Below are 12,199 nucleotides of genomic sequence, written 5' to 3' on the forward strand. Positions count from 1 at the left end.
ATGATGGTAAAATGGTTAAAAAAATAGGGATTTGAGATGCTACATAGCACACTACTATTGAAAGTATGATTTTGTTAGGTAGAAGATCATTTGTTTTTGAAGCAATGAAAACGATTGCTTATAACTTAAAATCTTCCCCAAAATAGAAAAGCCTAGCTTCTTGGTGATTAAGGAGCTCTTCGACAGTTCCTGAAATGAGAATTTTACCCTGACGAATTAAATAGCTCCTGTCCACAATAGAGAAAATTTCTCTTGCGTTATGATCAGTAATCAAAACGCTAATCCCTTTACTTTTTAAGTGGTGGATCATTTTTTTTACATCAGCGATTGAGAGGGGATCGATATTTGCAAAAGGTTCATCAAGAAGGAGAAGAGAGGGATTAGAGACAAGCGCTCTTGTGATTTCTAGCCGTCTTCTTTCTCCGCCAGAGAGCATTCCCGCTTTTTTCTTCGCAAGAGGGGCTAAATGGAGCTCATTTAAAAGGAGTTCTAGCTTCTCTTTTTGCTCTTGAGGAGAACTCGTTAATGTTTCTAAGACACAGAGAATATTTTCTTCAACAGAAAGAGATCTAAATACAGAAGGTTCTTGAGCTAGATACCCCATGCCAAGAGAGGCTCTTTTGTGAATGGGTAAATGGGTGATCTCTTGATCTTTAAAAAATACAGATCCACTATCTGGTTTAATCAGTCCCATTGCCATGTAAAAGGCGGTTGTTTTGCCGGCTCCATTAGGGCCTAGTAATCCGACAACTTCCCCTGCATTAACAGTAAAAGAGAGACCGCTGACAACAGCTTTATGGTGATATGCTTTATGGAGATTATCAACTTTAAGAAGCGTGTTTTTTGTCATGAAATACCTGATTGAGAAGTTGTTGTTCTGTAGCAGAAAGAGAAAAAGAGACACATCCCACTCCTTGAATGGAATACTCTTTTGCAAAAGGATCATAGATGAGATGGATCTCATCTGCACTCATTTTAAGAGACGGGGATTCTTGGGTGATGAGTACTTTAGAACCTGTATGTGCTTTTAAAATGCAGTTTTTTGTAGAAGGGTGATAACTCACATGGTCTGCAACCGCTTGGATTTGATGGGAGAGAGCCTCTTTAGACAGGATTTTAATCGCGCCTTCAAGCTCTAACTGATGCGGAGAGAAAAGTTTGCCCCCTTCTTCATAGGTGAGTATCGCCTCTTGTGCTTCAAGAAGGAGCTCCTCTCCTTCATAAAGAAGAGGTGTGTGACAAGAAGAGGGGTGAGCTGTGATGGTATGCGTAAGAGAATCCACATGGATAGGGCCGTAAGAGGTAATATAATCGCCTGTGATGCTCTTAAGGGTCGTGACACCTGTTGTATAAAGATCAGCTGTCAGGTGATTTTCAAGAAACAGCTTCATTTCCTCAGAGGAGGATAAACACCCAAGAGTGGGGAATTCAATGAAGGAGGCTCCTTTAAGAAAGACGGTGCTCTCTTGATGTTTAAAATCGATACAATCACTTTTAAGATGGATCTTTTCTTGAGCAAGAGTATGAAGAGAGCCTACAACTTGATAGAGTCTTAGTTCTTCTAAGGCAAGATTGAGATCAAAATGCGTAGCCTTAAGTTCATCATCTAAATGCGTCCAAATACACCCTTCAGAAGAGGAGGTGATATGGTGATCTTTAAATGTTAGAGCATCTGCATGAAGATGGTAGAGAGCATCATACACTAAATGCACTCCGTTTGAGGCTTGAATGGATGTTAACTGATAAGAAGAAGGTAAATGCTGCATTTGAAGCGTCACTTGCGGAGTGAAAAATTCAAAAGGGGTCTTTTTATCTTTACGTCTTAGTTGATCTGAGTAGTGAATATTAGAGGGAGAAGAGAGGAGCGCTTTAAGCGCCTTAAAATCAAAGTAGGCCTTTTCACAAGAGAGCCTGGCTTGATTGGCTAGGGTAATTTCAATGGAAGAGAAGAGTTCAAGGGATGTGATTGGATAAGATACTTCTTGAGAGGCATTTCTTTTCATCACAGCAGAGTCTGCTTTCATCGTCCCTAAAGAGTGTTCAATGGTGACGCTTCCTTTGAGGAGAAGATCATTTTCACTATAAGAGGCGCTCTCTGCAGAAAGAGATCCCATATCAGCTAAGCAAAGCTGATTCCACGCTAAGAGAAGGAGTAAAAGTTTACGCATTTAATACCTATCTTTGCTCTTGAAAATGCGCCTCAAAATGCGTGGCTTCAAATTGAGGAGATTTACCCATTACTGTTAAGGAAATATCTTTGGCAACCCCTGTGAGGTAAGGCTTTGAGGTAATGTGTCTTGGGAGTTCTATGCCAGGGAGCTTAAAAAAAGAGAGAAGAGCGTGATGAGCGATCAGCTCATGAGAGGAGTAGTTATACGATCCATGGACCGCTTTAAACGACCTAATCTGTTGAAAAGGAGCCTCCTTTTGTCCTAGAATACGGTCTTGAATGAGGCACTCAAGAGAGCCTAAATGTTCAATGACCACAAGTTTTCCCTCTTCTTTGGTAAACTCTAGGGAAGAGTTTTGGCTTTCAATATGGTGATGAAGACGTCCGCCCTCTTCTTGACTGATAAAGAGATCTTTTGTCACACCCCATCTGTTTTGTTTAGGAGCACTTTTGGGCGGATTTTTTGTCACAAGGACAGCTTTTTCTTTAGCCTGTTTAAAATCATACTTCTCAAGAGAGGTAATGGGAAAATAGAAGAGTAACCCTCCTCCAATAAGGAGGGTAAACACCATTAAAGAAAAAGCAAGAGCTCTACTTAGCATGTAACGCGTTGACTTGCAAACTGTTGAAGGGCGTCATAGATCACTTTAACTTCTTGCAATAGAAGTTTCAGTTCACTAAAGGGGTAGACCGTTTCTTTATCACTTTTAGCTTGAGAAGGTTCTGGATGCGCTTCAATAAAAAGAGCATTGACTCCTGCAGCAATGGCAGCTTTTGTAAGAGTCGGGATGAACTCTCTTTGCCCTCCTGATGAGGTGCCAAGTCCTCCTGGAAGCTGAACAGAGTGAGAAGCGTCGTAACAAACAGGAAACCCTGTTTTTTGTAAAATGGGGATTGAGCGCATATCGCTCACTAAATTGTTATACCCAAAGCTTGTTCCTCTATCTGTCAGTAAGATGTTAGAATTTCCTGTAGCTAGAAGCTTTTGAACGACATTTGGCATATCCCAAGGAGCCATAAATTGCCCCTTTTTGACATTCACAACAGCCCCTGTCAGTCCAGCTGCTGTGATAAGATCGGTTTGTCTACAGAGAAAAGCAGGGATTTGAATCACATCACATACAAGTGCTGCAGCTTTTGCCTCTTCAGGGGAGTGAACATCTGTAAGAGTAGGAACATTAAACTCTTCTTTCACTCTTTGTAATATTTTTAGCCCCTCGGTAAGACCTGGACCTCTAAACGATTCATAAGAAGATCTATTGGCTTTATCGTAGCTTGATTTGTAGATGAACTGGATACCCAGCTCTTCTGTTAATATTTTTAGAAACTTTGCGGTTTCTAACGCATGAGATAAACTTTCAATGACGCAAGGGCCGCAAATCAAGGTTAACGGTGTATTTAACCCAATAGAAAAATCTTTTACTTTAATATTACGCATTCATTAAATCCTTCATTGTATAGTACCCAGGAGGCTTGTGCATCAGAAAAAGAGCTGCCTCAAGAGCCCCTCTTGCAAAAATCGATCTCTCATGTGCTTCATGTTGAAGCGATAGCGTTTCTCCTAAGAGCTCAAAAGCGATGTGGTGAGTCCCAACTGCTTCGTTAGAGCGGATAGACAAGATGTGACTTACCGGCTGCTCTAAACCGTTTGCAATCAAAAGCGCTGAGCCGCTAGGGGTGTCTTTTTTATGCACATGGTGGGTTTCTGTGATGTGAATCAAACTGTCTTGAGGAGCTTGTTGTTTGATGAGATCAAGAGCGTTCATCAAAAGAGCCATCCCGATACTAAAGTTAGGAGCATAAAAAACAGGGATCTTTTGAGACGCTTTTTCTAGCTCTTTCTGCTCTTCTACAGAGTATCCTGTTGTTCCAATCACTAAAGGTTTTTGAGTCTGCAGGCACTCTTTTAAAAGAGAGGGGAGTTTAGAGGGGGAAGAAAAGTCAATCACCACATCACTTAAAAGTATGGAAGAGGCTAGCAAAAATAAAGGGCTTTTTTCAAGTAAGGAAGAAACGGCCTTACCCATTTTCCCTTGCGCTCCGCTGATTGATATTGCTACTTTCATAGGGAAATAGTGTAGCATAAGAGGATACGCTTGTGCAACCTTATCAAATAGGGGAGCCTTAAGTAAGAGAGACCCTTTTTCTCTCTAAAAGAGAAGAAAATAGAGTCTTCATAAAAGAGCGCTTGAGTTTTCATCTCTTCTTCAGCTACAATGGAATAGATCTTTTTTCTGGATTGATAGCTCAGTGGATAGAGCACCCGCCTTCTAAGCGGGTGGTCGCAGGTTCGAATCCTGCTCAATCCAATGATTTCCCCTTTACAAGGTGTTCATAATGTTAGGCGATCTTCTTTTGTCCTCTCGCGCATTCCCTCATACTGAATCATGGATTGAGCAGTTTAAAATAGCTCCTTTTATAGAGCTTTCTTCTCATGAAAAATTTACGCGCATTTGCCGTACACTCGTAGAAGCTATTTCCCAAGAGACTTCTCACTCTTTTACCCTCATACCAGTTCTGGATTTCATGACGCGGGTGGTTCAGGAAGGGATTTTACCCTCTTTTCATTTTCTTCAGTTTGAAACATGGCTAAATAAAGAGTCAGGGCTCTCTTTAGAAGAAAATATCAAAATTCGGGGACAAATTGCAGGGAAATGGATCCCAAGAAATCACTATCAAGCGCTCTTTCCTTTAGGAGGGGGTAAAGTTTACAAAGGGCCTCATTTTATTACAGCTCACGCCTCTCCTGATGTAGATACAACAATTGCCTCCTTTTGGGGATGGGTTGATGCTTTTGCAGCGCGCGTGACAGAAGGGGTTCACATTTGGAATGTTCCAGGAAATACCCCTCCTGAACATCTAGAAATCAATCTTCTTTTTAAAGCCGTACTAGGAAATAACCTCTTTTCCCTTCTTTCTAGGAGTGATCAAGCATTAAAGGTGATAGCTCAAGATCTTTTTATTCAAGGTACAGCAAGCTCTTCTGCAGCACTTTTAGAAACAGCTTCTTTAGAAGAGATTCAGGCTGTATTAAGAGAGCATCCTGATGTCACCATTTTGCGGCAAGATGACAACAAAGTCACCGCTTCTTTAGGGGTGATCACGGCTAAAGAGATATCTCACACATCTCTTGGGACGGTTTCTTTAAGAGATTTTTCTAACTATGAAGAGACAAAAGTTCCCTCTTATCTTGAAGTGATCTCTGTCTTAGATCACCATAAATGCCATCTTGTTACAAAAGGGGCAGCTACCATTTCTTTAAGTGACGCGCAGTCGTGTAATGTGCTTGTTGCAGAAAAGAGCCTAACGCTTTCAGATCCTTACGCATTAGGGGGAAGCACTTTACAAGAGGTTCAAGAGCAAATCAAAGAGATAGAAGGGAATTTAAACACCCCTTCTACATTGCGTATTTTTCAAAAGCTCCTTCAAAAACTCTCCATTTTCCAACAAAATACTCCCTATTTTGTTGCCAAAGAGAGAGAGATAATGGAATATCTGCACTACCTTTATGCCATTTTAGATGATACAGATCTCTTATCCAAAGTGACTTATCAAGATGTGATGTGCATTAAAGAGCTTTTAAACCGGCTTAAATCCCTCTCTTTAGGAAGAGAAGTAGAAATTATTCACTTTGATGACATTAAGATAGATGAGCTGTTTGTAAAAAAAGCAGCTGAGCGCATTTTACAAAATAAAGATATGTACTCTCTTTATCAAAAGATTTACGCCTTAAAAGAACAAAATGTAGATGAGCATTTGTTACTTGCTGCTCAAGGGCTGCTGTCTAATCTTTGGAGCGATACGAAAGAGCAAAATGGGTGCTGCCGTATTGGGCAAACAAAGATGTTTGCGAATAATTATGCTCTTTTTTCTAGCAATAGGGATGAGCTTTATCACAAATGGCAAGAAAGAGCCAGTGAAAGTTCTCTAAATAATACTAAGCTAGATCTTCATCTTCAGATGATCAGTACAATTGCAGGGGCAGAAGAAAAGTATAAGGGAGGATCTCAAGGGTATACCCATCTTGATGAGCTATGGATATGGACGACTTCTACTCAAGAGGCTTTTAGTCACTTGAAATTTTTCCTTCAAGGGTTTTTAAGCTCTTCACATGTTGCAAGGCTCTCTCTTCAGGTAGAGTCTTTAGGGAAAGAGTGGGAAACATTTATCCAAAAAGAGTTCCCAGTTATTGATATCTACTCTAGTGAAAAATGCGGGAGGGAAGTAAATCAAGGGATTATACTTAGGTATCCAGCTGCAGCTTTGAATTCACGTAAGGCAGTCATTTCTCCTTACCTTCCCACTCTTACGTAAGATACAACCTTACCTTTGTATTGAAGGTAAGGCTATGTAACTCTTTAAACGGTCTCTTGGGCAGTAGGAGTTTTAGGTTCTTCAATAATTTCTAAAGAAACTCTAATTCCATTTCGGCTAGCAACGGACATTAAAAGTGTGCGAATGGCATTAATGGTTTTTCCTTTCTTTCCAATAATCTTTCCAATATCACTTTTATCAACCGCAAGTTCGATGATCAATGTGTGTGAACTTCCCACTTCATTGATTTTGACTTTATCTGGATTATCGACCAAATTCTTAACAATATATTCGACAAATTCTTTCATAATCGATCCTCAGTGTAAAAAAACCTAAACTCCTAAGATACGAGCGGAAATATTATTTAGCAAGGCATGAGATGAAAAAAACGGAGAAATGGCCATTTATTTTAGAGAGAGGAGGTAAAAGAGCTGTTTTCCTACGGTTTTTGCCCTTTTTTTCTATGGCTATTGTAGGCTTTATAGGATGAAAAAAAGAAAGGACTAAGATCCAATAAGTAAGATATTGATGAGTCCTAAAAGGGAGGGGAAAGAGAGCCTCTTATTCTTACCTAACATGTTATTGTTGAAAATGATTCAGGGAGCTTTAGCGGAAAAAAACGGTATAAAGATTGTATTTAATGGTATGAACGGCTAATTTTTTTTTATCATTTTTTTAGAGGATATTATGACAATACAGCCAAGATCTCCCTATCAAGACAATCTATCTCCAGAGACTTTTGAAAGGTGTTATCAGGAAAGACATAAGAATCATCAAGGGAGTGAGTTTTTGGCAACGCCTTTAATTGATGAACTAGGAAGAGAAGCGATCATTTCTTTGCAAGAGATACAAAATGATCAACCTACTATACAAAGTAGAAGCATCTCCTCTTTAGCTTTAGATGATCCAGAACTCTCTTTTGAACAGATTAAAGATATCTCTCTAGCAGAATGGATTGAGGCTATTCGTCAGAGTCCTCATCAAAGCGTGCTGTATTCCAACACCGTAAGAGGGCTCTTCGAAGAGAAGAGATTTGTTTTAAATTCTACAGTAACTTTAAGCAAAGAAGATCTTCTTGAAAGAGCCATAGAACTTAATCCTCTGAATATTTCTGCAGTGTACTACAGGTTTATCAGTACGACTTCAACACAAGTTTTAGAGACTGACCTCATGTCTCAAAAACAGTATCTTGATGCACAAATGAAAAATACAATGCTTTCTCTTGAGCAAGTATACTGTATCCCTAAAGAATTATGGATCTTAGCAATTCAAGAAAATCCTCAGGAGCCCATGCTTTATCTCCATTTGGCAAGAAGAGTTGAAATGGGGGAAGAGGTTTTACTTCAAGATAACCTTAAGATGACATGGTATGAACTCTATGTAGAGTCCATAAAGCTTCAAGAAGATCATGTTCAGAGTTATCTCTTTCTTGCAAAGAGATTGATAGAATATAAGGAAAAATATTCTTTATTCAATCCAAATGTTTTTTATTTAAATCCTGAGCTTCTTTATTTGAAAGCAATTGAGATCGATCCTCTGCATCCTGACGCTTATCTTGGCCTTACAGATTGTCTCATAAAAGATGCAAAAATAGATGTAAATAATATTTTAATGACGAGTGAAGAGTTGTGTCTTAAAGTCATAAAAGAGCATCCTTGCCATAGTCAAGGGTATAGCCATTTAGCAAAGTTATTAAGAGTAAATCCAGCTCTTTTAGAAAAGTATGGCACCTCTTATTTTAAAGAGCTACTGCTTAAAGCTCTAGAACTCGATTCTCATAATATGAACGCCTACCTCACTCTTTATGAAGGGTGGAATTTGATCACACAAGAAAATACAATTCAGCTATTTGAGGGTCAATATTATCAAAAAGAGGATCTTTTGATTACAGCGATGACTCTTAGTCCTCATCATCAAGATTTAAGATTATTTTATGTAAAAGAGAGTGTATTGAAAGATCCTTGTTTTTTTTCTTTTTTAGAAAAACTCTCTTTAACTCCACTTTCTTCAAAAGGCAAATTATATATTTATCAACAACTTTTAACAGCCGTTTTTTATAAAGAAGAGATAAAAAATCAAGTTTATAAATATGTAAAATATTTAATCGAAGTGATTCGTAAAGAATATCCTATTCATCTAAATAGTACTTTAAAAAATAAAAAATTTTCTCAAGAAGTTGCTGTGGCTTATCAAAAGATAGGAAAAAAGTTTCCTCTTAATCAACAGATAAGAGAAGACTTTTACAAGATATGGAACGCTAAGTTTTGGGCAAAAGCTCTTTGTTTTCATCATGAATCAGGCTTATCTTATGTTCTTATTGCTCAGCAATTGGAAGACTATAACCAAAATATGATGCGGCATTATAGCGATGATCAGAAAGTTTGCTTAATGGGCTTTTTCTATTTAACAGCGATTGATATCAATCCTAATCTTTTAAAAGGGTATTGGGGGCTTTACTGTTTTGCTGATTTTAGGCCCAGTCAATCACGAAAACCTCAGGTGCCTCTAAAAAGCGATATATTCTTTGACGGGCCTCTATTTTGTTCAAAAAAACCGATCCCTCTCATTAATGGATCTTCTTTATCAAAAAATGATCTATGTCAGAGAATATTGATTCTTGCTGGAGAACAAGTAGATTGTAATTCACTTCCTTTTGCCCCTTCTTTAAGAGATCTAAGTGAAATGATTCATCGCTATAAAAGTCAGGAAGTGTCGTATGATACTTTCTTTAAACAAGTAGAGAATAGAAAAATAACACCACTTCATTTAAGTCATCTCTATTTAGAAATGTTAAAGATTGAAGTAGAATTGAAGATCACAGATTCAGAGACCCACAAGCTCTTGATAAATCTAGCTCAAAGCGTGAAACGACTGGGGCCCATCACCTCTTTAGAAGAGACTACTTCACTGCAAATAGATCTGTTTATTCTCTATCCCCAGATGATCGATCCTGTGAGTTCTTTAGAAGAGCTTACAAAGATTTCTGATGAAGTGTGGAAAAAAGCGCTTCACACCTCACCTCGTAATAGTTATTTTTATTGTAATCTTGCAAGGCATCTTTCTTTTTGGACGACTTTAGATCAATATGGAAAACGATCTTCTCTATTTTATTCATATAGTCAAGATCCTTTATGTTTGAATAACCCCCATATACATAGGGATTTCATCTATAACCTCTACTTTAAGAGTTTACAACTTAATCCAGCAAATCAGTGGACCTACTACTATCTTGCTGAAAACTTACCCATGATCTATAGGGGTGAGCAGACGAGGACTTTGATTGAAATGGAATATCTGTACCTTTTGTGTATTCATCTCAATCCAAAGAGATACTTAAATTATTGCGCTCTTTTACAGCTTAATAGAGGAAAAGAGTGTTATGAGCTTTTAGATGGGACGTCTATAACAGAACAAGATCTTTTTATCAAAATATTAAGCTTAAACCTTGAAGATCAAAAAGATGTCTTTCTCTTCATTAAGAAAGCTAATCAAGCATCTTTTGGAAGTTATTTTTACCAAGATGTTTTACAGATAGAATTACCAGAAATCAATAAACTTTCTGAGCAACAAAGAGAGCAATATGTCAGAAAAGGGATACAACATCTTCAGCAAGAATTTCCTGATGCATCTGTGTATTTTAAGCTATCTAGTGAACACTACCCCTACATTCAATATGATATAAAGGAATCAAAATTTTGCTTTCGATGCTATCCCTTAGATTATTTATCAGGAGTGTTTCAGGAGGTTACAGGAAAAACTAGCTATTTTGATTTTAAACAGTTGGCTAAGTGGTTTTATGTCAACAGCTTGTTAACAGATAACCCTTTATTGAGTCTTGAACTGATTAACAAAAGCTTTATCTCTCGCTTATTGAAGCTAAAACTGTATGAAGCTTTATTACAGGCGATTTCAACTATCCCTTTTAATGACGATATTTCTGATTATAAAAGTGGATCTTATAATAAAGATGACTTTAAAGATCCGACCGATAAAATGTTGACCTATAAACTGGCAGCAGATATTGCTTTACAACTACGAAGAGGAGAAAATGTTGCCCATGATCTAGGGGATCAAAAACTTAAGAGTTTTTCAAGATTCTATCCTTCTTTAAAAAACTTTCTTCCTCATCCTGTGACAACAGGATTTTCCTCGAGAATCCAAGATGAATTAAAAAATAAAATTACAGACGAGGTCAATTTCCAGAAAGAAGAATTTAAGCAGTTAAAAGAGAGGGTTGCAAATCCCCATTCACGCTATAGCCGTGGTAATATGCACGCATCTAAGTTATTTGCTTACTATCTTAATGAATATCAAAATGTGTTACCTATTGATGAGACAGCTGCCAAAAAGATCTATAATAATGTGCTCTCTTTTTATCTTAATACTCAGGTCCATTGGCTCTTACCTGATGATGAAATGAAGGCACTCTTCTATACAAAGCTTGCCCAAAGCTTAAATGAGAATGAACATGTTCAAATCATCAAAAATGCATTAGAAGCTATGGAAAATTTAGAGGGGGATAAAGAAGATCAGTTACGCTTTACGCCTCAAATAATTGACCGGTTTCAAGAGCTAGAGGATGATGAAAATAACATTTCTATCCTCAAGAAATACTCAAAAAAGGATCTCTACTTTGAGGCAATTCAATCGGATCCCTCTCTTAAGTATGCCTATTTAGAGATGGAAAAGCTTCTCAAAGAGGCTGTTCAGGTGCAAATGGATGAGTCTCTTTCACAAGAAGAGCTCTCTTCTTTTTTAGTAAAAGAATTAAAAACTTCATTAGCTCTTGAGAAAAGAAAAGAAATGGATTCCTCTGATTATAACATGAGAAATAAATTGATGAGTCATACCGTTTCAAAATTGGATCATATGAAATATTCACGGTCATCTGTCATATACACTTTTGAGACGATCTCTCATTTTTATCTTAAAATGATTGATCTCTATCCCAATCAGCCCTACCCTTACTATTTCTTGGCTCAGCAGTTAAGCGATGAGGAAGAGATTAAACTCATGAATGGAGTGAGGCTAACAACCCATCAGCTCTATAGGAGATCTGTTCAACTCGGTATTGAAGAATCTAGAGCGTATTATAAGGCAGCAATACATTTAAGAGAGAGAGGCGGTGTGGCTCTTTTTGATGAGAAGACGGTGCTTTCAAAACAAGATCTTTTAACGAGCGCTTTTCTCTTAAGTCAAGATTCATATTTTTATCTTAAAGAATGGGTATGGCATTTAGTGAGAGAAGCTTCGAAGACTTAAGCATGAGAAGGTGTTCTTTAAGAAGGGTCTTTTTGATAAGGGAATAAGGCCTTACTAAAAAATAGGGATAGCTTTTTCATTCATCCATCTCAATAACACCCCTAGGATGAAGAGAGCTTTATCTTAAAGATATATGGGCTTTTGCATATAGAGGAAATAGAAAGCGGAGAGAATCATGAAGGCAAGAGAAGAGAGAAGCTCCACTTTATCAGGAGAGCGTCATCTGCTCTTTATAGACCACAAAGAAATAATATGTAACGATCCTTCAATGTTATAAAAGAGCTAAAAGAGGGTGTCATAAATTCCTAAGATATGAGTGGAAATAGGATTTAGCAAGGCATGAGACAAAAAAACCACAGAAAATAGCATTTATTTTCAATAGAGAGGAAAAAGAGCTGTTTTCCCTTGGGTTTTTTGCCCTTTTTCTATCTAGCTACAGCGGCTTTATGAAGC

Annotated in this window: 8 protein-coding genes and 1 tRNA gene; 3 read left to right on the forward strand and 6 right to left on the reverse strand. The window is 37.7% G+C overall.

Translation table 11 applies throughout. The features are described 5' to 3' along the window. Window positions 1–118: 118 nt before the first annotated feature. Genes lptB through ACI7T6_RS01365 form a run of 5 tightly spaced genes read right to left on the reverse strand, consistent with a single transcriptional unit; the run spans window position 119 to window position 4,254 of the window. Window positions 119–946 (reverse strand): LPS export ABC transporter ATP-binding protein, encoded by an 828-nt coding sequence (lptB, locus tag ACI7T6_RS01345; RefSeq protein WP_407075207.1) that lies wholly within the window; start codon window positions 944–946, stop codon window positions 119–121. Continuing rightward, window positions 828–2,168, reverse strand: a complete 1,341-nt coding sequence (locus tag ACI7T6_RS01350) for a hypothetical protein (RefSeq protein WP_404665802.1) — start codon at window positions 2,166–2,168, stop codon at window positions 828–830. Before ACI7T6_RS01350 ends, lptB begins: the two co-directional genes overlap by 119 nt. 7 nt (window positions 2,169–2,175) lie before the next feature. Further along, complete coding sequence (locus tag ACI7T6_RS01355; RefSeq protein WP_404665803.1) at window positions 2,176–2,772, reverse strand: hypothetical protein; 597 nt, start codon at window positions 2,770–2,772, stop codon at window positions 2,176–2,178. Beyond that, entirely contained in the window at window positions 2,766–3,608 is an 843-nt protein-coding gene (gene kdsA, locus ACI7T6_RS01360) for a 3-deoxy-8-phosphooctulonate synthase (RefSeq protein WP_404665804.1), read from the reverse strand. Before kdsA ends, ACI7T6_RS01355 begins: the two co-directional genes overlap by 7 nt. Further along, window positions 3,601–4,254: a 4-hydroxy-tetrahydrodipicolinate reductase gene (locus tag ACI7T6_RS01365; protein ID WP_404665805.1), complete on the reverse strand. Its 654-nt coding sequence runs from the start codon at window positions 4,252–4,254 to the stop codon at window positions 3,601–3,603. Before ACI7T6_RS01365 ends, kdsA begins: the two co-directional genes overlap by 8 nt. Before the next feature lie 152 nt (window positions 4,255–4,406). Between ACI7T6_RS01365 and ACI7T6_RS01370 the strand changes: the two genes are divergently transcribed. Together ACI7T6_RS01370 and ACI7T6_RS01375 are read left to right on the forward strand one after the other, a co-directional pair. After that, window positions 4,407–4,479, forward strand: a tRNA-Arg gene (locus ACI7T6_RS01370). Window positions 4,480–4,525: 46 nt separating this feature from the next. Further along, window positions 4,526–6,484, forward strand: a complete 1,959-nt coding sequence (locus tag ACI7T6_RS01375; protein ID WP_404665806.1) for a hypothetical protein — start codon at window positions 4,526–4,528, stop codon at window positions 6,482–6,484. A 44-nt stretch (window positions 6,485–6,528) separates the two neighbouring features. On the opposite strand, the gene ACI7T6_RS01380 is transcribed toward ACI7T6_RS01375, so the two are convergent. Then, window positions 6,529–6,792: a KH domain-containing protein gene (locus tag ACI7T6_RS01380; protein WP_404665807.1), complete on the reverse strand. Its 264-nt coding sequence runs from the start codon at window positions 6,790–6,792 to the stop codon at window positions 6,529–6,531. A gap of 379 nt (window positions 6,793–7,171) precedes the next feature. Here ACI7T6_RS01380 and ACI7T6_RS01385 point away from each other — a divergent pair, with 379 nt between their 5' ends. Next, entirely contained in the window at window positions 7,172–11,746 is a 4,575-nt protein-coding gene (locus ACI7T6_RS01385; protein WP_404665808.1) for a hypothetical protein, read from the forward strand. The last annotated feature ends 453 nt before the right edge of the window (window positions 11,747–12,199 follow it).

It is taken from the genome of Rhabdochlamydiaceae symbiont of Dictyostelium giganteum, assembly GCF_964291045.1.
Classification (GTDB): Bacteria; Chlamydiota; Chlamydiia; order Chlamydiales; family Rhabdochlamydiaceae; genus PALSA-1444.

What these genes read in the sequence shown, in the direction of transcription:
- ACI7T6_RS01385 (WP_404665808.1), top strand. Translation starts at nt 7,172, where the DNA reads ATGACAATACAGCCAAGATCTCCCTATCAAGACAATCTATCTCCAGAG.
- ACI7T6_RS01355 (WP_404665803.1), bottom strand. Translation starts at nt 2,772, where the DNA reads ATGCTAAGTAGAGCTCTTGCTTTTTCTTTAATGGTGTTTACCCTCCTT.
- lptB (WP_407075207.1), bottom strand. Translation starts at nt 946, where the DNA reads ATGATCCTTTTGCAAAAGAGTATTCCATTCAAGGAGTGGGATGTGTCT.
- ACI7T6_RS01380 (WP_404665807.1), bottom strand. Translation starts at nt 6,792, where the DNA reads ATGAAAGAATTTGTCGAATATATTGTTAAGAATTTGGTCGATAATCCA.
- ACI7T6_RS01350 (WP_404665802.1), bottom strand. Translation starts at nt 2,168, where the DNA reads ATGCGTAAACTTTTACTCCTTCTCTTAGCGTGGAATCAGCTTTGCTTA.
- kdsA (WP_404665804.1), bottom strand. Translation starts at nt 3,608, where the DNA reads ATGCGTAATATTAAAGTAAAAGATTTTTCTATTGGGTTAAATACACCG.
- ACI7T6_RS01365 (WP_404665805.1), bottom strand. Translation starts at nt 4,254, where the DNA reads ATGCTACACTATTTCCCTATGAAAGTAGCAATATCAATCAGCGGAGCG.